Here is a 21,738-nt window from a genome sequence, read left to right on the forward strand (position 1 = left end):
CCTTTTGGAAGGGGCGAAAGCTAGGGGTAAACGGGGGCCAAAAGTAGGCCTGCCGTCTCTTCTTCACCTAACATCAGGTTTGCGTTCTGCAAGGCTTGGCCGCTGCTACCTTTTGTCAGATTATCAAGGGCCGCCACGACGATTGTGCGCCCTTCTTTGCGGTCGGCGACAACACCGATATGGCAGAAGTTGGAGCCGCGGACGTGTTTGACCTGTGGCACCTCGCCCATGGGCAGCACGTCGATGAAGGTTTCGGGTTCATAGGCGTCGCGTAGCGCGCCATAGACCTGATCGGCCTGGCCCGACACATAGACGGTCGCCAGAATGCCGCGGTTGAAGGGCGCCAGATGGGGGGTGAATTGCACTTCCACGGGCGTGCCTGCGATGGCGGAAAACTCTTGATCAAATTCGGCCAGATGGCGGTGAACGCCGCCCACGCCGTAGGCGGCCGCATTTTCCGACAATTCGGCATGCAGCAGATTTTCCTTGAGCGCGCGGCCTGCCCCACTGACACCGACCTTCATGTCGATGACAATGTCGTCCAGATCAATCACCCCTGCCGCAATCAAGGGACGCAGCGCAAACTGCCCAGTCGCGGCGTTGCAGCCAGTTCCCGCCACAAGGCGTGCGCTTTCGATTTCGTCGCGGTAGAATTCGGTCAGACCGTAAACCGCCTGCGCCTGCAGATCGAGCGCGGCATGGGGTTTGCCATACCATTTCTCATAGACATCAGGATCACGCAGACGGAAATCCGCGCTGAGGTCCACAACCTTGATATCGGCAGGCAATTCACGGATCACCGCCTGCGATGTGGCGTGGGGCAGCGCACAGAACACAAGGTTGGCGCGGTTGAAATCAATCTCTTCGATGCGCTGCAATCTTGGCAGCTGCATATGGCGCAGATGCGGAAAGACGGCAGCCATTTCCATACCTGCCTTGCGGTCGGCCGAAAGGCCCACAATTTCCATGCTTGGATGGGTCGCAATCAGGCGCACAAGTTCCGCGCCTGTGTAGCCTGAGGCCCCCAGAATAATGACGTTATGGTGCATCGTGTCTTCCCGTTTTGGCTGTGAGCCGCTTAAGGCAAAAAGCCTGTCAGATCAATCTAAAGCGCATCGAAACTGATCTGACGTCGCAAGAACTGGGTGGCGTGGTTTGACACGGTTTTGGGATCCCCTGTCGTCAGGAACTGATTGGTTTTGCCGCTGCCGATCATATCGGGGCGACGCGCCAGATAATCGGCAAGGCTTTCGGCCACCAGATTGGGCTGGCTGAACACTTTGACGCCTTCGCCCAGGGCATCGGCAAAGATATGTTCCATCAGCGGATAATGCGTGCAGCCCAAAACGGCCGCGTCAGGATCTGGCATCTTGCGTTTAAGCGCATCCACATGGCTGCGCACAAGGGCTTCGGCCAGGATCAGATCGCCGTCCTCTATCGCGTCGACGACACCGCCGCAGGCCTGCGCCTCAACATCGACGCCAACGGCGCGAAACGCCAATTCACGTTGAAAGGCACGGCTGCGCACTGTCGCGGGGGTTGCAAAAAGGGCCACATGTTTGGTCTGCACCTCGCGCGGGGGAGAATTGTCGCCCCATTCGCGTTCGGTCAGCGCCTCGATCAGCGGGACAAATACACCAAGAACGCGCTTGCCGTCTGGCACGCCTGCTTCTTGCATGCGGCGCAGTGCGGCGGCCGAGGCGGTGTTGCAAGCCAGAATGACCAGATCACACCCACGGCCCCAAAGCTCGTGCACGGCTTTGGAGGTCAGATCACAGACATCATCTGCATCGCGCACGCCGTAGGGTGCATGTGCATTGTCGCCCAGATAGACAAACGGCACATCAGGCAAACGTTTGGTCACAGCGTCCAACACTGTCAGCCCGCCAAGGCCGCTGTCAAAAATTCCCACTGCCATCAGTATACCCGTTTCTCGATGCGTTGTTCTTGTGTTTTGTGCTGGTCTTCGAACTCAAAGCCAAGCTCTTTCTGCCCCATCGGATCGGGGGAAAGCGCATAGGTTTGTTCGCGTAAATACGCCATCATTGCCTTGGGGTCTTTGGAACGTGCGGCAATCTCGCCGTGTGGCAGCGCGGTGCCGATGCGCAGGCGCACGGGTTCATCCACGCGGCGTTTGAATTCATTGATCAACAGCGCCATGCGCAGCGTTGTGTGCAGATGGCTGGCCAGTTGGAACAAACGGCTGTTGGCCCCTTCGAAATAGACAGGCACCACCGTTGCCCCTGATTTGCCGATCATCTTGGCGGTGAAGCTGCGCCAGCTTGGATCCAGCGCACGCCCGAACGGTTTGGCGGCTGTGCTGACCGTGCCGCCCGGAAAGACGCCGATGGCACCACCCTGCCCCAGATAATCAAGGCAGGTTTTGCGGGTCTCAAGGTTCTGGCGCATCGCGTCTTTGGTTTGGTCAAAGCTGATGGGCAGGATGATACGCTGGATATCCTCGGCCTTGTTAAAAACCGAATTCGCCAGAATGCGGAAATCACCGCGCACCGTTGACAGGATATACCCCATAATCAGCCCGTCCAGAATGCCGTAGGGATGATTGGCCACCAACACCAGCGGTCCCGTTTTGGGGATATTGTCCAGACTGCCGCCCACCACATCAAGGGTCAGGCCGTAGCGTTCGACCATGACCTTCCAGAAGTCCTGCCCTTGGGCCACGGCCTCTTCATAGCCTTTGACGCGTTTGATCAGGCCGATCCGCCCCGTGACATTTTCAGTCACGCGCACCAAAGCCCGTCCTGGGCGCGACGACGCAGAGTGGGCATAAGTGATCTCGCGGGCGACTTGGCGATCCTGCGCACGGTTTGGCATGGCTGTGATACCTTTGACGAACGTTTGCGCAGTTTAGCACAGCATCCGCCGCATACCAGTGACAGAACGGTGTCCTGCGACCAAAAGGTTATTCAGCGGCTTGTGCCGCTATGGCGGGATCGCTTGCAATCACCTCTTTGATTTCGGCGCGGCGCTTTGCAGCGGCTTTTGCATTCGCCTCTTTCACAGGGCCAAAGCCGCGGATTTGCAGGGGCAATTCAGCCAAGGCAATGACCGCATCAGGCTGTTGGTCAAACCGATCATGGGCAGCAATCATATCGCGCTCATATTCCTTGATCAGCGCGCGTTCCATACGCCGTTCGGCGGTGTAGCCAAAGGGGTCAAACGGGGTGCCGCGCAGACGTTTGAACCGCGCCAACAGCGGGAAGGCTTTGGCAACCCACGGGCCAAAGGCGCGTTTTTTGGGCCGCCCATCGGGGCCTGTGCCAGACAGCATGGGTGGTGCAAGGTGATACTCAAACGCAAGATCGCCTTCGAATTCCTTGGCCGCCTTTTCCTGTGTGGTTTGCAAAAGGCGGGCAACCTCGTATTCATCTTTATAAGCCAGCAATTTGTGATAGCCCCGCGCAACCGCGTCTTTCAGCTTGGGATCGGTGAACTGATCCACGAATTTGCGGTAGCGTTTGGCTAGACGCTTGCCTTGATACTGCGTCAGATGATCTGCGCAGAAGTCTATTTTTTCCTTTAAGGACTTAGGCTTATTGATCACTTTTGAAGCTGTTAATTTGCTGGCTGCGTCAGGATCAACAACCGCCCAACGCCCCAGATCGAAGGCGCGCAAGTTGGCGTCTACTGCCGCGCCATTCAGGGTGATCGCGCGTTTTAGCGCCTCTTGGGACAACGGGATCAGCCCTTGCTGCCACGCCGCACCAAAGACAATCATGTTGCTAAAGATCGCATCCCCCAAAAGGGTGCGGGCCAGTTCCGAGGCGTCGAACATCGAAAGATGCCCGCCAAGCCGCGCCTCCAGCTGAACAGACAGGCGATCTGTGGGGATCGTAAATTCGGTGTCGCGTGTGAAATCGCCTGTGATAATCTCGTGGCTGTTGATAACAGCGCCCGTGCGGTCGCGGCTGGTCAGCGCAAGCGTCTTGGCCCCTGCACTGACAACCAAATCCCCGCCGATCAGCGCGTCACATTCGCCGGTGGCCACGCGTATCGCACTGATATCACTTGGTTTGTTGGCCAGACGGCAGTGAATATGCACAGCGCCGCCCTTTTGGGCCAGCCCTGCCATCTCCATCATCGCGGCCCCCTTGCCATCCAAATGGGCCGCCATCGACAAAACCGCACCGAGGGTCACAACGCCCGTGCCGCCGACACCTGTGATCACAACGTTATGGGTTCCTGTGATCACAGGCAGATTTGGGTCTGGCAAATCAGGCAATTCCACCTGCGCGGTCGCGGCTTTGCGTGGTTTTGCGCCCTTTACGGTCACAAAGGAGGGGCAAAAGCCGTTAACGCAGGAAAAATCCTTGTTGCACGAGGATTGATCAATCGCACGCTTGCGGCCCAATTCGGTTTCCACCGGCACAAGGCTGACGCAGTTGGATTGCACGCCGCAGTCGCCGCAGCCTTCGCAGACATCCGTATTGATGAAGATGCGTTGATCGGGGTCGGGAAACAGCCCACGTTTGCGGCGGCGGCGTTTTTCAGCGGCGCAGGTTTGCACGTAAACAATGACGGATACGCCATTGATCTTGCTGTATTTATCCTGAAGGCGCATCAGTTCGGACCGCTCATGCACATCAAGGCCCGAAGGAAAGACCGACAGGTCCAATTCTTCTTTGGGATCATGCACAAGGGCCACGTGTTTGACACCCATCGCCAGCACTTCGCGGCAAATCTGATCCGCACTCAGCCCCCCATCGTTGCCCTGCCCGCCGGTCATGGCCACGGCATCGTTATAGAGGATTTTATAGGTGATATTTGTATCGTTCAGCAGGGCTGCGCGAATGGCCTGCACGCCCGAATGATTGTAGGTGCCGTCACCAAGGTTCTGAAAGATGTGATCCCGCGTTGAAAACGGGGCCTCGCCAATCCAGTTCGCGCCTTCGCCGCCCATCTGCGTAAAGCCCGTGGTTTCACGGTCCATCCATTGCACCATGTAGTGACAGCCGATGCCTGCATAGGCGCGACTGCCGTCTGGCACTTTGGTCGAGGAGTTATGCGGACAGCCCGAACAGAAGTATGGGACACGGGTTGCAATCTCTTCGGCATTATCGGCTTTTCTTGCATTTTCAATGCGTTGAAAGCCGCTCTTGATGTCATCTGTTTCGCGCCCTTCGGCTATCAGAATGCGGCCCAGTTTCTCGGCAATCTCTACGGGGTCCAGCGCACCTTTGGCCGAAAAAAGCTCTTCGCCGTTCATGGTGCCACCATAGATGCGGCGGCCCTGACGGTTGTTAAAGATGTATTCCTTGGCCTGCACCTCGATCAGCTTGCGTTTTTCCTCGACGATGACGATCAGATCCAGACCATCCGCCCAGTCCAGAAACCCTTTGCGGTCCAGCGGCCATGTCATGCCGATCTTATAGGTGGTGATCCCGAGTGCTTCGGCCTTGTCGGCATCAAGCCCCAGAAGCTGCAGCGCATGAACGGTATCGAGCCAGTTTTTGCCCGCCGCCGCAAACCCGATCTTGGCCCCCGCCTTGCCCCATATCCGCTTGTCGATCTGATTGGCATGACCAAAGGCTTCTGCCGCATGACGCTTGAAATCCATCATGCGGGCTTCTTGATCTTGTGGGGTATCGACCAGGCGAATGTTCAGCCCGCCCTTGGGCATCTCGAAGTGCGGCGTCACAAAGGACAAACGATGCGGATCACCGTTGACGACGGCTGTGGCCTCGACGGTGTCTTTCATACATTTCAATCCCGCCCAGACGCCCGCATAGCGCCCCATCGCCCACCCAAACAGGCCGTAATCCATGATTTCCTGCACACCTGCAGGCGACAATACGGGCATAAAGCTGTCCACCATTGTCCATTCGGACTGGTGCAACGTTGTGCTGCTTTCGCCAGTGTGATCATCGCCCATCGCCACCAGAACGCCGCCATGCGGGGACGTGCCTGCCATATTGGCGTGGCGCAACACATCGCCAGACCGGTCAACGCCCGGCCCCTTGCCGTACCACAGACCGTAAACGCCATCGTATTTGCCCTCGCCGCGCAATTCCGCCTGCTGGCTACCCCACAGCGCGGTTGCGGCCAGATCCTCGTTCAGACCGGGATGGAAGGTGACATCGGCAGCGCCCAGTTCTTTTTGGGCGCGCGCCATTTGCAGATCAACCGCCCCAAGCGGCGAGCCGCGATAGCCCGTTACATAGCCCGCGGTGTTCAGGCCGGCGGCCGTGTCCCGCGCCTTTTGCATCAACATCAGACGGACCAGAGCCTGCGTGCCGTTCAAAAGAACTGTGTCTTTTGTCAGATCAAACCGATCCGACAGCTTTACATCTTGCATGGTCATTGCGCACCTCCCCTACGAAACGATCATTTTCCCAACGTTAGGTCATAATATCTGACCTATCAACAGTGTTTTGCGAAACTTTGCCTTTCGTCGCCATCACATGTTTGCGATACCTAGCGCTTAAAATGAGCAGTTATCAGTAAAGAAAGATCCAAAATGGACTGGGACAAGTTACGAATTTTTCATGCCGTCGCGGATGCGGGGTCTTTGACTCATGCAGGCGACACGTTGCATCTGTCCCAATCGGCGGTATCGCGCCAAATTCGCGCACTGGAAGAATCGCTGAACGTGACCTTGTTTCACCGCCATGCCCGCGGCTTGATCCTGACCGAACAGGGCGAGCTTTTGTTTGACGCGACACAAGCCATGAACAAACGGCTAGAGGCGGCATCGGCCCGTATCAAAGACAGTGAAGAAGAGGTTTTTGGTGAACTGCGCGTCACGACCACGACAGGCTTCGGGTCTTTGTGGTTGGCGCCGCGGCTGCCTGCGCTTTATGCCAAATATCCTGAACTCAAGATTGACCTGATGCTGGAAGAACGTGTGTTGGACCTGCCCATGCGCGAAGCCGATGTGGCCATCCGTATGAAAGAGCCAAGCCAGTCCGATCTGATCCGCAAAAAACTGATGACAGTGCGGATGGCGCTCTATGCGTCCAAATCCTACATCGCTCAGCATGGCGCGCCGCAAACCTTGCGGGAATTGAAAAAGCACCGCCTGATTTGTCAAAGCCCCAATTCGATCCAGGTGGGTGCAGGCGCGCGTCTTGTGGCAGAGTTGATGACCGAAGAGATCACTTCCCTTTTAACGGTGAACAATTATTTCGGGGTGCTTCAAGGCATCCTGAGCAATCTTGGAATCGGCGTTCTGCCCGATTACGTGGTCAATGACACACCCGAGATTGAACGCGTCCTGCCCCAGATTTCCAGTCAGGAAGTTCCGGTCTTTCTGGCCTACCCCGAAGAATTGCGCCAATCGCAGCGCATCAAGGCATTTCGGGACTTTGTTCAGGACGAGATCAGCAATGACAAACGCCGCGCCAAAGACGGGTCTGGCGTTTCCTAACTGTCCGAAAACAAAGCAAAACGCCGAAAAAACGGGCAAGCTATGCAGCAAGTGCATAGCGGCTATGCCCGCGCTGCGACACTTTTTTCTTGTTTGCGCAAATACGTGGTCCTATCTGCACATCATCAGAGGCGGCTTGCCGTCTCTACCTCCCTGTTGGACTTGCCGGGCTGCTTTTGCAGACCCGGCTTTTTTTTGGGGGGCGCGCCCGCCGCTAGTGCGGTGCGCAAAGCCCCTTTCCCTCGGGCCAGCGCTGAATTAAAGACAGCGCCAACTGCTAAGGGGGCTTTGCCAGACATGACCGATCCTGCCATCACCGACGATCTCATTGCCGCACACGGGCTGACACCTGACGAATACCAGACCATTCTCGAGATTATCGGACGTGCGCCGACATTTACCGAACTGGGTATTTTTTCGGCAATGTGGAACGAGCATTGCTCTTACAAGTCCTCCAAAAAATGGCTGCGCACCCTGCCCACCGAAGGCCCGCAGGTGATATGCGGCCCCGGCGAAAACGCGGGCGTTGTGGACATTGGTGATGGCCAAGCGGTCGTGTTCAAAATGGAAAGCCACAACCACCCCTCGTATATCGAGCCCTACCAAGGGGCGGCCACAGGCGTGGGCGGCATTCTGCGTGATGTATTCACGATGGGCGCACGCCCTATCGCGGCCATGAACTCCCTGTCGTTCGGAGAGCCTTCGCACCCCAAGACCAGCCAGTTGGTGAACGGCGTTGTCGAAGGTGTGGGCGGCTATGGGAACTGCTTTGGCGTGCCAACCGTGGGCGGCGAAGTGCGGTTCCACCCGGCCTACAATGGCAACTGTCTGGTCAACGCCTTTGCAGCGGGTCTGGCAGATGCTGACAAGATTTTCTATTCGGCAGCGTCCGGTGTGGGCATGCCTGTCGTTTATCTGGGTGCAAAGACAGGCCGTGACGGAGTTGGTGGTGCGACCATGGCATCGGCCGAATTTGACGACACCATTGAGGAAAAACGCCCCACGGTGCAGGTGGGTGATCCGTTCACCGAAAAGCGCCTGATGGAAGCAACCCTTGAATTGATGGCCACAGGTGCCGTGATTTCAATTCAGGATATGGGGGCCGCTGGCCTGACATGCTCGGCGGTGGAAATGGGCGACAAAGGCGGCTTGGGCGTCAAGCTGAACCTAGAAGACGTGCCGCAACGCGAGGACAATATGACAGCCTACGAGATGATGCTGTCGGAATCCCAAGAACGCATGTTGATGGTTCTCAAGCCCGAGCTGGAAGCCGAAGCCCGCGCCGTTTTTGAAAAATGGGATCTGGATTTTGCCATCGTCGGTGAAACCATCGCCGAAGACCGCTTCTTGATCTTGCACAACGGCGAGACCAAAGCGGACCTGCCGCTGTCCAAACTGGCATCCACCGCGCCGGAATACGATCGCCCGTGGGTGGAAACGCCGCCCGCCGATCCGCTGGATGATGTGCCGCAGATTGATCCGATCGACGGTCTGCGCGCTTTGCTGGCCAGCCCGAACTATGCAGGCAAACAATGGGTCTATGAACAATACGACAGCCAAGTGATGGGCGATACTGTGCGCGTCCCGGGCTTTGGCGCAGGCATCGTGCGGGTGCATGGCACGCCCAAATTGCTGGCCTTTACCAGCGATGTGACCCCCCGCTACGTCAAAGCAAATCCTGTTGAAGGCGGCAAACAGGCCGTGGCAGAAGCCTACCGCAACCTGACCGCCGTTGGTGCAACACCACTTGCGACAACCGACAACATGAATTTCGGCAACCCCGAAAAGCCCGAGATCATGGGCCAGTTTGTGGGCGCGATCAAAGGCATCGGTGAAGCGGTCAGTGCGCTGGACATGCCAATCGTGTCGGGCAATGTCAGCCTGTATAACGAAACCGATGGCACGGGCATCTTGCCCACCCCCACCATAGGGGCCGTGGGCCTGCTTGCCAATCGGGACCAACTGATCTTGCGTGATGTGCGCGACGGTCATGTCTTGCTGATGATTGGCGCATGCGATGGTCATCTGGGGCAATCCGCCCTTCTGGCCGAGGTCTTTAACCGCGAAGATGGCGACGCGCCATCGGTTGATCTGGCCGAAGAGAAAAAGAACGGCGATTTCATCCGCGCCAATGCCCAATGGATTGACGCCTGCACAGATATCGCGGACGGCGGGCTGGCCTTGGCTGCGTTTGAGATGGCAGAAACCGCTGGCGTCGGTGTGGTTCTGGACAGCGACGACACGCCAACCTTGTTTGGCGAAGACCAAGCGCGCTATCTGGTGGCCTGTTCGTTCGACAAAGCCGAGGCGCTGATGACCGCCGCAGGCCAGTCGGGTGTCACGCTGACCTCTGTCGGCAAATTCACTGGCGATTGCGTCAAAATGGGCGGATCAGAAGCACCTTTGTCCGAATTGAGCGAGGTCTATCGCACATCCTTCGCTGCCGCTGTCGCCTGATACGAACCCTATGGTTCGAAGTCTCTCGCCCGAAACGCTTGCAGCGGCTGCGGGTCCACCCTATCTTTTGGTCAACAAAAAAGGTAAACACCCATGCCCATCACCGCACACGACATCGAAGCCCTGATCCGCGACAGCTTTCCCGATGCGCAGATCACCGTGCAGGGCGATGATGGCCAGCATTTCGCCGCCGAAGTGGTCGACGCCAGCTTTGCGGGCAAGAACCGCGTGCAACAACAACGCGCCGTCTATGCCGCGCTGAAGGGCAAGATGGATGGCAGCCAAGGCGAATTGCACGCGCTGGCGCTGACAACACGGGCCCCCGACTGATGACCGATTTGATGTTCTACCTGATTGGTGGCATCGGTTTCGTCACCGTTCTTCTTGGGCTGATGTCGATCCGAGACACCAAGGGAACAGAACGCGGCAGCCCGCCTGGCAAGGGCGATCACGTGATCCACGTTAACTATAATTCGGGCGGGGGGGGTGGTACGCAGCAGACCAGCTACAAAATCCCCAAAGACCCACAAGACTACGCAAAACGCTTTATCCCAAAGGACGCACCCAAATGAGCAATGCAGCCGACCGTATCACCGAAACCATCAACGCAAACACTGTGGTGCTTTACATGAAAGGCACCAAAGAGATGCCACAATGCGGGTTTTCCAGCCGTGTTGCGGGTGTGCTGAACTTCATGGGGGTCGACTATCAGGACGTGAATGTGCTGGCCGATGAGGACATCCGCCAAGGGATCAAGGATTTCTCGGACTGGCCCACAATCCCGCAGCTTTATGTAAAGGGCGAATTTGTCGGCGGTTGCGATATCATCACAGAAATGACGCTGTCTGGCGAACTGGATACCATGTTCGAAGAAAACGGCGTGACATTCGACAAAGCCAAAGCAGATCAAATCCGCGATGCCAACGGCTGATCGCATAGGTAGATTTGTTCTTTTTGAGAAAGAAAATGAGATCAATTTCTCAAAAATTTTAACTTCGAGGCCAACCAAATGAGATTTTTCAGGTGTTTGATTTTAGCAGGCTTAACCTCGCCGTCACTTTTGCTTGCCGACACAATTGCCGATGCAAAACAAGTTTTCGCAGCTTGGCAGCCAACAAGTATCACTCTTACCGAAACAGGGGTGCTTCGCGTCGTTCTACCTCAAAGGCGTATAACGGACACCATCTACTACGCCTCCATTCAAACTGGTTTTTGCTTTGGGCCACTTTTCGGACAACCCATGAAAGATGCGACATCTGTCTTTGTTTTAAATGAATCAGAAACTCAAGGATGGCTGTTTGAAGGTTCAACTACCGATTGTTCCGACATCAATGATGCTCCATCCAGTCGATCAAAATTGCTAATAGCGGCAAAATCGAGCACGCACACCAATAGCTCCGAAGGTCTTTAGCCGCCGCGTTGCCGCGTATCTCAAGCGCTACAGAGCATGATGGGTCCGTAAGGTGGATCAGGATCCACCTTACCTCTACCCTGCTTTTGCCTCGACAGCCTCTGCCAGACTTTCCGCACGTGCGGCAAGCTCTTGCAAGGTGTCTGTCACCGATGGCGGAATGACGGCCACTTCAACACGTTCAGGCTCGGGCGCGGGACGGGCCTGCACCTCATCCAGTTGCGCCTGAATTTGCGCCGCCTTTGCTTCGGCCACGCGAACCTTGTCCTCTAAGGCCGCGGTTTTATCGGCCAACATCAGGCCCGACATCAGCAGCATACGTGCCTCGGGCAGCCGCCCGATCTGATCGACCAGAACGCTGGCTTCTTTATCCAGCATGCCTGCGGCGGCCAGAAGATAGCTTTCTTCGCCGTCCTGACAGGCCACCTCAAATGTGCGTCCGCCGATTGTGATATCCACACTTGCCATTACGCACTCTCCTCAACAATCGGTTTCAATTCGGACAAGATGGCGTCCAGCTCGCTGCGGTCTGCGGCGCGTGCGGCGCGCAAGGCGTCCAGTTCTGCCATCATGGATTTGTTGATCAAATGCGGCTCCGCGACGCCCTTTTCATTTGCATCACGGAGTGCTGCATTGTTATCGCGCAGCTGTTGATTGGCGGCTTGCAGCTGTTGCAGCTCGCTGTCCAACCGTTTGATGTGACTTGACTGCGCAGCCATCCGCGCTTCCACGTCACCTGCCAGTTCCTGGCGTTCTTTCAACGCAGCAACGCGCGCTTCCAGTTGCGCTGTGACCATACGTTCTTCTTCAAGCTGCTTTTGTAAGTCTGCCACCGCATCGCCACCATCGGCAGGGGCGGCTGACATGCCATCAATGCTGCGTCCGATCCGCTCCATCGCGGCGGTGATCCGACGTTCCAGATCTTCGATATCGCTCATGGGCCTGCTCACCTCTTATGACTGCGTCTGGTCCAAGTTTGGCCCTCTCAAGGGGTAAATGCAAGCGTTTCACCCGTTTCTGCACTGTTGACGCCCCATCAACAGTTGATCTTATCGCGCGTGCCGCATATCCCGCAAATAAACAGCCCCCAGAGCCCCGAAAGGACCTACCCCGTGGATCTCAAAGCCCTCGCCAAAGCAAATCCCGATCACTGGCGCAAAGCCGCAGCCCTTCGTGCCCTTGCCCTCGATGGGGTGGCCGCCGCAAATTCGGGTCACACAGGCATGCCCATCGGTATGGCCGATGTCGCGACTGTTCTGTTTGAAAACCATCTGAAATTCGACGCCAAGACCCCCGATTGGCCAGATCGCGACCGCTTTATCCTGTCGGCGGGCCACGGCTCGATGCTGATCTACGGGCTGCTGTATCTGACAGGCTACGAGGATATGACCCTTGAGCAGTTGAAAAACTTCCGCCAGTGGGGCGCGATCACCGCAGGCCACCCCGAGTTCGGTCACGCCAAAGGGGTTGAAACGACAACAGGTCCATTGGGCCAAGGCATCGCCAATTCCGTGGGTTTCGCCATGGCCGAAGAATCCATGCGCGCGCACTACGGCAAAAAGATCGTCGATCACTACACCTACGTCATCGCGGGTGACGGCTGCTTGATGGAAGGCGTCAGCCAGGAAGCCATCGCGCTGGCGGGCCGTCAGAAGCTGTCAAAACTGATCGTGTTCTGGGACAACAACAACATCACCATCGACGGCACGGTCGAGCTGTCTGACAGCACCGATCAGGTCCAGCGCTTCAAAGCCTCCGACTGGCATGTGCAGGAAATCGACGGTCACGACCCCAAAGCCATCGACGCCGCCATTACCGCGGCCAAAAAAGCGGGCAAACCGTCGATGATCGCGTGCAAAACGCACATTGCACTGGGCCATGCGGCGCAAGACACCTCCAAAGGCCACGGCGCGCTGACCGACAAAGACCAGATGGCCGCCGCCAAAGCCGCCTACGGCTGGACCACGGGCCCCTTTGAAGTGCCCGCCGATCTGAAGGCCGAATGGGAAGCCATCGGCAGCCGCGGCAACGCCGATGTCACGGCATGGCAGGCGCGGTTCGACACCTTGTCGAGCAACAAGCAAAACCAGTTCAACCGCGTGATCGCAGGTGACGCGCCCAAAAAGCTGTCGGCCACGATCAAAGCGCTGAAAAAGCAAATCTCGGAAACCGCCCCATCGGTGGCAACCCGCAAATCCAGTGAAATGGTATTGGAAGTCGTCAATCCAATCATGCCCGAAACACTGGGCGGCTCGGCCGATCTGACAGGCTCGAACAACACCAAGACCGCAGATCTGGGCGTGTTCGACACAGGCAACCGCAAGGGTCGCTACGTCTATTACGGCATCCGCGAACACGGTATGGCGAGTGCGATGAACGGCATGGCCCTGCACGGCGGCATCCGCCCCTATGGCGGCACCTTCATGTGTTTCACCGACTACGCCCGCCCTGCGATGCGCCTCGCGGCGCTGATGCAGATCCCGACGACATTCGTCATGACCCACGACAGCATCGGTCTGGGCGAAGACGGCCCCACGCACCAACCTGTCGAGCATCTCGCGATGCTGCGGGCCACGCCCAACATGAACGTGTTCCGCCCCTGCGACACGGTGGAAACTGCCGAAGCCTGGGAACTGGCGCTGACCAGCAAAAAGACACCATCGGTTTTGTCGCTGACCCGCCAGAACGTTAAAACCCTGCGCACAGATCACAAAAACAAGAACATGGTCGCCCAAGGCGCTTACGTTCTGGCCGATGCGGAAGGCAAACGCCAAGCCATCCTGATGGCCACAGGCTCTGAGGTGGAAATCGCCATGGCCGCCCGCGATATCTTGCAAGCCGAAGGCATCGGCACGCGCGTCGTCTCGATGCCCTGTTGGGAGCTGTTTGAAGAACAAGACGACAGCGTGCGCCGCAAAGTGTTGCCCGCTGGCCCCGTGCGCGTGGCGGTTGAAGCAGCCATCCGCTTTGGATGGGACCGCTGGCTTTACGGCGAACGTGGCCGCCGCGAGAAATCGGGCTTTGTGGGCATGCACGGTTTTGGCGCCTCGGCACCTGCAGATGTGCTCTATGAACAGTTCGGCATCACCGCACAGGCTGTGGCCGACAAAGCAAAGTCGCTGATCAAATGATTTTTCGCTCTGGCTTGTTGGCGGTTTTAGTTCTGGCGGTTTCTGGCAATGGAACAGCCTTACAAGCGTCAATTTTTGACGAATGTTCGGAGGCTAAGCTAACCGACAATAAAAAACTTGGCCTTGAAATCACTGAGAAACTGAAACGTTTTACGACATTAAACGGGACTACACTGAACAGCGCAATAGATTGTTTTTCATGGGTTTATGGTGAACCGTTCGTATTTGAGCCAATTTCCAAAATGTATCTTCCAAAGGATTCTGCTGACGCAGTTATAGCAATTCGTAAAGATGCACTCAAAAAAGCAGCAATTGTTGAAGCCGAAGAAGAGGCGCTGTTAGCCGAGAAAAACGCAGTTAGTGCAAGGGACGAAGCCGAAAGAAAATTGGCTTTGGAAGAAGCTAGAGTCAAACGAGAGCGCGAAACGAGAGAACAGCAAAAAATAGAACAACGACACCAAACGGTTCTAGTGGCAACATACAAAGCCTGCGGCGCTCTCTTTCAAAGAAACCCAAATGAAGCTTTGCTAAATCAAATCTGTCATGAATTTTTCATGGAAACTGGCTTACCAGATTAGTTTCTTTCTCTATCGCCAAGGAAGTAAGGCCCGCCCCTCATATGGCGGGCCTTTTACGTTTTCCTCCCGCCCTAATGCTCTTGCAAGAGCATTTCTCAACGGGCTTCCAAGCCCGTTACCTCTGCGCCTTACGAAAGGCGCAGTCCAAAGGCTTTTGCAAAAGCCTTCATCACCACGATTTTCCCACGTTGCGAATCTCTCTGCTTCGCCGAGCCACATCTGCATACATTTGCATACATGTTAGCGCACGACAGTTAGCGCGAACCGCCGTTTATCCGCGACACCCTGTCTGGTTTACCGCTAACATCCTGACCAAAAACCCATTTTTCCTTTTTTTGGTCACAGGCTTGGCCTACACGAAACCCAATGGTTCAGGAGGCCCCTATGACAGTCACGCTTGGTATCAACGGTTTTGGACGCATCGGTCGCTGCACGCTTGCGGCGATTTCGGAAATGGCCCGCAACGATGTGCAGGTCGTCAAAATCAACGCCTCTGGCCCGATTGAAACAAACGCCCACCTGCTGCGCTACGATAGTGTGCATGGCCGCTTCCCTGGCACGATTACGACCGAAGGCAACACGATGGATCTGGGCCGTGGTCCGATCGAAGTACAATCGACCTACAACCCCGAAGAACTGGATTGGGACGGTGTCGACGTGGTTCTGGAATGCACAGGCGCTTTTAACGATGGTGAAAAATCCAGCGTCCACCTGAACCGCGGCGCCAAAAAGGTACTGATTTCCGCCCCTGCCTCCAATGTGGACCGCACAGTTGTTTACGGCGTGAACCACCGCGATATGAAAGCCGATGAGCGGATGATCTCGAACGGATCATGCACCACCAACTGTCTGGCCCCGCTGGCCAAGGTTCTCAATGATGCCATCGGCATCGAACGCGGCATCATGACCACGATCCACAGCTACACCGGCGACCAACCGACGCTGGACCGCCGCCACAAAGATCTCTACCGCGCGCGCGCCGCGGCCATGGCGATGATCCCCACATCAACAGGGGCTGCCAAAGCCTTGGGCGAAGTGTTGCCCGAACTCAGTGGCAAACTGGACGGCACCGCAATGCGCGTGCCCACCCCCAACGTCAGCGCCGTTGACCTGACGTTTGAGGCCGCCCGCGATGTCACCGTCGCCGATGTAAACGAGATTGTGGCCGAAGCCGCCGCAGGCCATATGGGCGCGGTTCTGTCTTATGACGCCGAACAAAAAGTCAGCATCGATTTCAACCACACCCCCCAGTCGTCCATCTTTGCGCCTGACCAGACCAAAGTCGTGGGTGGCCGCACCGTGCGCGTTCTGGCATGGTATGACAACGAATGGGGCTTTTCGGTGCGTATGGCAGATGTGGCCAGCGCCATGGGCCGCTTGATGCACTAAAGCGGGCAGCAGACCCGCAACTATCGGGGCTGAGCCATGACAAACAAACTCGCAATCATCTTGGGGCTCCTGATCGTAGGGGCCCTTTTTTGGGATCACCAATGGAACGAAAGCACAGCCACTTTGTTCATGGCCCGCAAGTTCCTTGAAATGATCGAATGGGTTGCGTTCTGGCGGTAGAGGGCAATGCTGCTGATAGCGGCTTTAAGCACACCTTGATGGATGCTGCTTTCTATTCGAATGGCCAAGACCATCAGAATGACCAGAAATCATTGCCATCTTCGATAGTTTCGAGACAGTTTTTTCAATTCAATTAGTCATTCCGAAATCAGGGGCGCCCTTCACGCTCAGCTCGAATAGGTTCCAAACAAATTCGGAGACAGCTGTATCCATACGATTTCCATTAGACAGTGAAGGCTGTAAAGGCTTTCATTGTTCACTGGAATGTCCACCTTCACCGCTCAGCACGTCTGAACGACGTCCTTACGCAGTGATGCAGTCCGGCAATTTTGGCACCGAAGTCAAGATTTGGCCATCACGGTGACAATTTGCCATAAGAGGTAAATGACCTCATCAGGAGTTGAGATCATGAGTGGATACCTTCTCAGAAACATAGGTGGCATCTTTCTGGCCTTCGGCGTGATATGGTTTGGGGTGGTTCTCGACACGTATCGCTTCGGGCTGAAGCGACTGAACGATCTCTTTCCCCAGCTGGCTGAACATCCGTCTGGCGCCTACATACTGATGTCTATCGGTGTGGGTTTGCTCATTGCGGGAGATATCAAAGATCGCATGGACCGGCGCGTGACCGCTTCGAAAGAAAGCAACACGCCGGGCCTTGCGGAACCATCCAGACCGACCAGAAAAGCTGTGCCGACATCGCAGGACGGGCGGACCCCAAAGCAACGGCCGCGCCCTACTGGCGCAGTGCCGGACCGCCCTTTGGTCTGGTGCAGTCGTATATTCGTCAACCATGAATTGTTTACAGCCTATGCAGGACCACAAGACACGCCAGAAGCGCGAAAAAGTGAAACAAGGCTTTTTGGCTATCTGGAGCGCGGAATGCCGTTGGCCGCGGAAGAGTTTCCAAAGCGGGTCAGGGCGATGGATAGTCCCGCACCGAAGTTGAAACCATTTACGAAAATCAGCGGCAGGCTGCCCATGGTGTCGGAGGATTTGGCCGCCTGCCTAGCTCGGCTTGATCTGGGGGATGGGTCGTTCGTCCCTACTGCGTTCGAGGATGAAGCGGGCAAACCGCTCCCGCACCGTCATCTATTTTGGAACATCGCGAGTCAGAAGAAGGTATTACTCCCGCATGAGTGTCGAGGCCTGATCAAACACAACCCGCGTCACAACCGAAAGGTCGCAGAACAATGGTATCCGCCCGATATGATGCAGGATGATGATTTCGCCGTATCCGAAGCGGCGCTCATCGGCGCCGATATCTGGGTAGACTTCATATTGCCGAGCGTCGTATTCTTTTCGGACGGGTGCAAGCAGCATCTGGAAGCGGCTGGATATGGTGACCTGTTTCCATGGCATTCCGTCCGGGTGATATGATCCACGACCTCCCCCGTTCGTTGCCTTCCAGACCTGCCATGCGGCGTGGTTGCATGACCTGTCTTGACACTATCATTTGTTGATCGGCTTTTTCACAGCCGACATAGCTGCACCGGCGGCGAAATGGTGCTTTGTCCGCAAACCAGACATCCGTCGAAGTCAGCCCTCATCTACCAGGGCCAGAATTCTCAATCAGTGCCAGCCCCCATAAAACCCCTTCCCATCGACACGGCCCCTATCTACGCTGTGTACATAACTCACAACGGGACACCCCCATGGACCTCACCCTCTGGCTCGCATTTGTCGCCGCCTCCACTGCCCTTCTGCTTATTCCCGGCCCCACGGTTCTGCTGGTGCTGTCCTATGCGCTGTCACAGGGCAAACGGGTTGCGGTTGCATCTGCCACAGGCGTGGCCTTGGGCGATTTGATCGCGATGAGCCTGTCTTTGTTGGGTCTGGGCGCGCTGGTGCTGGCCTCTGCCACGCTTTTTACGATCCTCAAATGGGTCGGCGCGGCCTATCTGGTCTTTCTGGGCGTCAAGCTGGTCCGCGAGGCGGGTAGCGCCCATGCCCTGACCCAAAACGCACCACCAAAAGCCGCGGGCGAGATCCTGACCCACACCGCCCTTGTCACGGCGCTGAACCCCAAATCCATCGCGTTTTTCATCGCCTTCGTGCCCCAATTCATCGATGCCACTGCGCCGCTCTTGCCGCAGTTCGTCATCCTGATCGCGACCTTCGTCGCACTGGCCGCGGTAAACGCGCTGGCCTATGCGCTTTTGGCCGACACTTTGCGCAGCCGCATCACCCGCCCGTCGGTGCAGACATGGCTGGCCCGGTTTGGCGGCGCGATGTTGATCACAATGGGCGCGCTGACAGCTTTGGCGCGGCGCAACCCCGCCTGAGCCGCCCTGCCCCCTTGACCTTTTGTGCCGAATACGTTTGTTAGCGGTAACAACGCAATCTCAGGTCTGGGGAGACTTCAGCATGTCAGTCAAAGTAGCCATCAACGGGTTCGGTCGTATCGGCCGCAACGTGCTTCGCGCCATCATTGAATCGGGACGCACCGATATCGAAGTGGTCGCCATCAACGATCTTGGCCCGGTGGAAACAAACGCCCACCTGCTGCGCTTTGACAGCGTGCATGGCCGCTTCCCTGCCACGGTGACCACCACAGACGACAGCATCGATGTAGGCCGCGGCCCGATCCGCGTAACGGCCATCCGCAACCCCGCCGATCTGCCGTGGGGCGACATCGACATCGTCATGGAATGCACAGGTATCTTCACCTCGAAAGACGCCTGCGCAGCCCACCTTGAAAACGGCTCAAGCCGCGTTCTGATCTCGGCACCTGGCAAAGATGCCGACAAAACAATCGTCTACGGCGTCAATCACGACACATTGAGCGCAGATGACATCGTTGTGTCCAACGCATCATGCACCACCAACTGCCTGTCCCCCGTGGCCAAAGTGCTGAACGACACCATCGGCATCACCAAAGGCATGATGACGACAGTGCACAGCTACACAGGCGACCAGCCAACGCTGGACACCATGCACTCCGACCTCTACCGCGCCCGCGCGGCTGCCATGTCGATGATCCCCACCTCCACAGGTGCGGCCAAGGCCGTGGGTCTTGTTCTGCCCGAACTGTCGGGCAAGCTGGACGGCGTGGCGATCCGTGTGCCAACGCCCAATGTCTCGGTTGTGGATCTGACCTTTGAAGCCTCCCGCGCCACCAGCGTGGACGAGATCAACGCAGCCATCACCGCCGCTGCCGCCAACGGCCCGCTTAAGGGTATTTTGGGTGTGACCGACGACAAATTGGTCAGCATGGATTTCAACCACGATCCACATTCCTCGATCTTTGCCACAGATCAAACCAAAGTGATGGACGGCACCTTCTGCCGCATCCTGACATGGTATGACAACGAATGGGGCTTCTCGAACCGGATGGCAGACACAGCCGTTGCCATGGGCAAATTCCTTTAACCCAATCGCACCGAACCCCTTTGGAAAAGACCCGCAGGCCAACCGCTTGCGGGTCTTTTGCGTGGCGCAGGCATCTGTCGCCCCCAAAACCGTAGCCACCGCACCGCGGCTTTGCTATCACCAAGACAGAGCACAACGATAACGGGAGCAAACCCCATGAAATTCTTTCCCTGCCTTGGACTGGCCGCCCTATGTCTCAGCGCATGTGGCCCCAACCCCACATGGAACGGCACAGGCAGCCAAGTCGGCCAACTGAACGGCAAAGCGCTCTTTCAGACAGATTGCGTGGTGGACACATCCGCGGTGGGCGGCCGCGCCGTTTTTGGCGAAAACAAAGGCAAACCCGTGCCCGCATATTATGCCTGCCAACCCCAAGCCCGCGTGACCTGCGGGGGTGACTATACAATCACACAAGTGATCCCCGGCGCACGACGGCCACAAACCTCGGTCATCGATAACGGCTTCCAACGTATTCGCCGACAATACATCGAACAGGATATGTCCATCCAATACACTTGTAACTGACATCGAAAGGAACCGCCCAGATGACATTTGTTTCCGTAATCCCTGTCGGCAGTTCTATCGCTTTCAATTTGAAAGACTACAAGATGCGCGCCTCCAACAGCGCGTCCGGTAACGGACAAATCAACCTTGACCTCCACGCCGTAAACGAAGACGGGCAAGCCTCCCAGATCAATATAAGGTTCATCGAAGCCCCATTGCGCGGTCCGAACCTGCATTCCAAAACATCCTTGGAAATGTTCATGCACATGGCGATGCTGCCCGGGGTTCTGGCGCAGCTTGCCACGGGCAAAGCCATTGCCACCTTCGAAAACAAACCCACGGTCCCCACCGCCTACATCGACAGCACGCATCCGACCCCGTGAAAAGCGTTTTTATGGCGTCCGCCAGCCACGCCTAAAGCGCGTCGTCGGGGTCCGCATAGCCGCCGCGCAGCAATTCCTTCGTCAGCCGCTTTTTGTACCGTCGCTGGCGGCGGCGCCCTTTGGCCGCGTTGGCGCGCCACCCTGCGCGTTTGTCGGACACCATCTCTTCAAGGTCCTCGGCATGTTCGACGTGCTTGGCATCGCCCTCATAGGTGCGTCTGGGCATAGGCTAGCCCCCCTCGCCTTTGCCGCGCCAGATCAGCGACTGGCGGTTCAACGCCCACAGATCAGCGGTGCCATCTATAATCTGCTCGCACAAGGCAACCGCGCGGGCGGCCTGTGGCGTGCTCAGATGTTTGTAGGCGGGCCGTTTGATGTGATCATACCAGCGCCCGCCACACACATGATCCAGTACAACACGCTGAAAACAGTGATCCTCACAAATTGGCCAGTGCCGCGCTTTGGTGCGTGCAAGACGGGGCAGCACCTCACCGCTCAGCCGCCTGTAGCGGTCAACCAGCGGCTCGGGAAGGTCGGGAAACAATGGCGCGGTTTGTGTCATGGCACACAGATAGGCGGCAACGCGCAGGGGGCAACAAACCCCAAAACGTCTGACGCTGGCCAGACGCTAGGCCATACCGTGAGCAGACGCTCTGCCAACCGCCTTTTTGGACGCTCTGACCTTACGACAGTTGCAGTTTTTGCATGACGGGTTTTCTAAAAAAGCCTCTACTTGCTGCAGTGCAGCAGACCTATGTTAGCCGTATCGAAACGAAAGGAAATGCGCTATGACACTGCTAACAGAAGTTGTAAAAAAACGCCTCGCTTACCGTCGCACCGTTGCTGAATTGCGCGCTATGCCACGTCAAGTTGGATGGGATCTCGACCTCTTTCCAGAAGACGCTGAAAAGATCGCCTCGCGCGTGGTTTATGGAAAGTAATCAAT

General features: G+C 56.8%; 24 protein-coding genes. 16 read left to right on the forward strand and 8 right to left on the reverse strand.

Annotated elements, in window-relative coordinates:
- Window positions 1–20: 20 nt before the first annotated feature.
- The 4 genes from argC to L1065_RS02510 form a co-directional block, all read right to left on the reverse strand.
- Entirely contained in the window at window positions 21–1,049 is a 1,029-nt protein-coding gene (argC, locus tag L1065_RS02495) for an N-acetyl-gamma-glutamyl-phosphate reductase (protein WP_237093864.1), read from the reverse strand.
- Window positions 1,050–1,105: 56 nt separating this feature from the next.
- Window positions 1,106–1,918 carry a glutamate racemase gene (locus L1065_RS02500; protein ID WP_237093865.1) on the reverse strand — a complete coding sequence of 271 codons (813 nt, stop codon included), beginning with the start codon at window positions 1,916–1,918 and terminating at the stop codon, window positions 1,106–1,108.
- On the reverse strand, window positions 1,918–2,835 hold the full coding sequence (locus tag L1065_RS02505; RefSeq protein ID WP_237093866.1) for a lysophospholipid acyltransferase family protein: 918 nt from the start codon (window positions 2,833–2,835) through the stop codon (window positions 1,918–1,920). The genes L1065_RS02500 and L1065_RS02505 overlap by 1 nt, the downstream gene beginning before the upstream one ends.
- A gap of 88 nt (window positions 2,836–2,923) precedes the next feature.
- The gene (locus tag L1065_RS02510; protein ID WP_237093867.1) at window positions 2,924–6,322 is read right to left on the reverse strand and encodes an indolepyruvate ferredoxin oxidoreductase family protein; all 3,399 of its coding nucleotides are present in this window, start codon (window positions 6,320–6,322) and stop codon (window positions 2,924–2,926) included.
- A 156-nt stretch (window positions 6,323–6,478) separates the two neighbouring features.
- Here L1065_RS02510 and L1065_RS02515 point away from each other — a divergent pair, with 156 nt between their 5' ends.
- The 6 genes from L1065_RS02515 to L1065_RS02540 all read left to right on the forward strand — a co-directional run bounded on the left by L1065_RS02515 (window position 6,479) and on the right by L1065_RS02540 (window position 11,255).
- Window positions 6,479–7,387, forward strand: coding sequence for a LysR family transcriptional regulator (locus tag L1065_RS02515; RefSeq protein WP_237093868.1), 909 nt, complete (start codon window positions 6,479–6,481; stop codon window positions 7,385–7,387).
- A 297-nt stretch (window positions 7,388–7,684) separates the two neighbouring features.
- The gene (gene purL, locus L1065_RS02520; protein ID WP_237093869.1) at window positions 7,685–9,844 is read left to right on the forward strand and encodes a phosphoribosylformylglycinamidine synthase subunit PurL; all 2,160 of its coding nucleotides are present in this window, start codon (window positions 7,685–7,687) and stop codon (window positions 9,842–9,844) included.
- A 93-nt stretch (window positions 9,845–9,937) separates the two neighbouring features.
- On the forward strand, window positions 9,938–10,174 hold the full coding sequence (locus L1065_RS02525) for a BolA family protein (RefSeq protein WP_237093870.1): 237 nt from the start codon (window positions 9,938–9,940) through the stop codon (window positions 10,172–10,174).
- Complete coding sequence (locus L1065_RS02530) at window positions 10,174–10,416, forward strand: hypothetical protein (RefSeq protein ID WP_237093871.1); 243 nt, start codon at window positions 10,174–10,176, stop codon at window positions 10,414–10,416. Before L1065_RS02525 ends, L1065_RS02530 begins: the two co-directional genes overlap by 1 nt.
- Window positions 10,413–10,775 (forward strand): Grx4 family monothiol glutaredoxin, encoded by a 363-nt coding sequence (gene grxD / locus L1065_RS02535; RefSeq protein WP_237093872.1) that lies wholly within the window; start codon window positions 10,413–10,415, stop codon window positions 10,773–10,775. Before L1065_RS02530 ends, grxD begins: the two co-directional genes overlap by 4 nt.
- A 78-nt stretch (window positions 10,776–10,853) precedes the next feature.
- Entirely contained in the window at window positions 10,854–11,255 is a 402-nt protein-coding gene (locus L1065_RS02540) for a hypothetical protein (RefSeq protein ID WP_237093873.1), read from the forward strand.
- 75 nt (window positions 11,256–11,330) lie between these two features.
- Here the strand turns inward: L1065_RS02540 and L1065_RS02545 are convergent, their stop codons facing one another.
- Both L1065_RS02545 and L1065_RS02550 read right to left on the reverse strand, forming a co-directional pair.
- A complete protein-coding gene (locus L1065_RS02545; protein WP_237093874.1) occupies window positions 11,331–11,723 on the reverse strand; it encodes a cell division protein ZapA in 393 nt (130 codons plus the stop codon).
- On the reverse strand, window positions 11,723–12,193 hold the full coding sequence (locus tag L1065_RS02550; RefSeq protein WP_237093875.1) for a hypothetical protein: 471 nt from the start codon (window positions 12,191–12,193) through the stop codon (window positions 11,723–11,725). The genes L1065_RS02545 and L1065_RS02550 overlap by 1 nt, the downstream gene beginning before the upstream one ends.
- 174 nt (window positions 12,194–12,367) lie before the next feature.
- Between L1065_RS02550 and tkt the strand changes: the two genes are divergently transcribed.
- The 9 genes from tkt (at window position 12,368) to L1065_RS02595 (ending at window position 20,792) form a co-directional block, all read left to right on the forward strand.
- Window positions 12,368–14,386: a transketolase gene (gene tkt, locus L1065_RS02555; RefSeq protein WP_237093876.1), complete on the forward strand. Its 2,019-nt coding sequence runs from the start codon at window positions 12,368–12,370 to the stop codon at window positions 14,384–14,386.
- A complete protein-coding gene (locus tag L1065_RS02560) occupies window positions 14,383–14,964 on the forward strand; it encodes a hypothetical protein (RefSeq protein WP_237093877.1) in 582 nt (193 codons plus the stop codon). The genes tkt and L1065_RS02560 overlap by 4 nt, the downstream gene beginning before the upstream one ends.
- 384 nt (window positions 14,965–15,348) lie before the next feature.
- Complete coding sequence (gene gap, locus L1065_RS02565) at window positions 15,349–16,353, forward strand: type I glyceraldehyde-3-phosphate dehydrogenase (protein ID WP_237093878.1); 1,005 nt, start codon at window positions 15,349–15,351, stop codon at window positions 16,351–16,353.
- Between the two features lie 36 nt (window positions 16,354–16,389).
- Window positions 16,390–16,533 carry a hypothetical protein gene (locus L1065_RS02570; RefSeq protein ID WP_237093879.1) on the forward strand — a complete coding sequence of 48 codons (144 nt, stop codon included), beginning with the start codon at window positions 16,390–16,392 and terminating at the stop codon, window positions 16,531–16,533.
- A 408-nt stretch (window positions 16,534–16,941) separates the two neighbouring features.
- Window positions 16,942–17,913: a hypothetical protein gene (locus tag L1065_RS02575; RefSeq protein ID WP_237093880.1), complete on the forward strand. Its 972-nt coding sequence runs from the start codon at window positions 16,942–16,944 to the stop codon at window positions 17,911–17,913.
- Between the two features lie 275 nt (window positions 17,914–18,188).
- Window positions 18,189–18,818: a LysE family translocator gene (locus L1065_RS02580; protein WP_237093881.1), complete on the forward strand. Its 630-nt coding sequence runs from the start codon at window positions 18,189–18,191 to the stop codon at window positions 18,816–18,818.
- 82 nt (window positions 18,819–18,900) lie between these two features.
- On the forward strand, window positions 18,901–19,905 hold the full coding sequence (gene gap, locus L1065_RS02585; protein ID WP_237093882.1) for a type I glyceraldehyde-3-phosphate dehydrogenase: 1,005 nt from the start codon (window positions 18,901–18,903) through the stop codon (window positions 19,903–19,905).
- Window positions 19,906–20,061: 156 nt separating this feature from the next.
- Window positions 20,062–20,430 (forward strand): hypothetical protein, encoded by a 369-nt coding sequence (locus L1065_RS02590; protein WP_237093883.1) that lies wholly within the window; start codon window positions 20,062–20,064, stop codon window positions 20,428–20,430.
- A 20-nt stretch (window positions 20,431–20,450) separates the two neighbouring features.
- Window positions 20,451–20,792, forward strand: coding sequence for a hypothetical protein (locus tag L1065_RS02595; RefSeq protein ID WP_237093884.1), 342 nt, complete (start codon window positions 20,451–20,453; stop codon window positions 20,790–20,792).
- A gap of 31 nt (window positions 20,793–20,823) precedes the next feature.
- Here the strand turns inward: L1065_RS02595 and L1065_RS02600 are convergent, their stop codons facing one another.
- Together L1065_RS02600 and L1065_RS02605 are read right to left on the reverse strand one after the other, a co-directional pair.
- Window positions 20,824–21,018 (reverse strand): hypothetical protein, encoded by a 195-nt coding sequence (locus L1065_RS02600; RefSeq protein WP_237093885.1) that lies wholly within the window; start codon window positions 21,016–21,018, stop codon window positions 20,824–20,826.
- Between the two features lie 3 nt (window positions 21,019–21,021).
- Entirely contained in the window at window positions 21,022–21,354 is a 333-nt protein-coding gene (locus L1065_RS02605) for a hypothetical protein (protein ID WP_237093886.1), read from the reverse strand.
- Between the two features lie 226 nt (window positions 21,355–21,580).
- Between L1065_RS02605 and L1065_RS02610 the strand changes: the two genes are divergently transcribed.
- The gene (locus L1065_RS02610) at window positions 21,581–21,733 is read left to right on the forward strand and encodes a hypothetical protein (RefSeq protein ID WP_237093887.1); all 153 of its coding nucleotides are present in this window, start codon (window positions 21,581–21,583) and stop codon (window positions 21,731–21,733) included.
- Window positions 21,734–21,738: the final 5 nt, after the last annotated feature.

It is taken from the genome of Nereida sp. MMG025 (genome assembly GCF_021654165.1).
Lineage (GTDB): Bacteria > Pseudomonadota > Alphaproteobacteria > Rhodobacterales > Rhodobacteraceae > Nereida.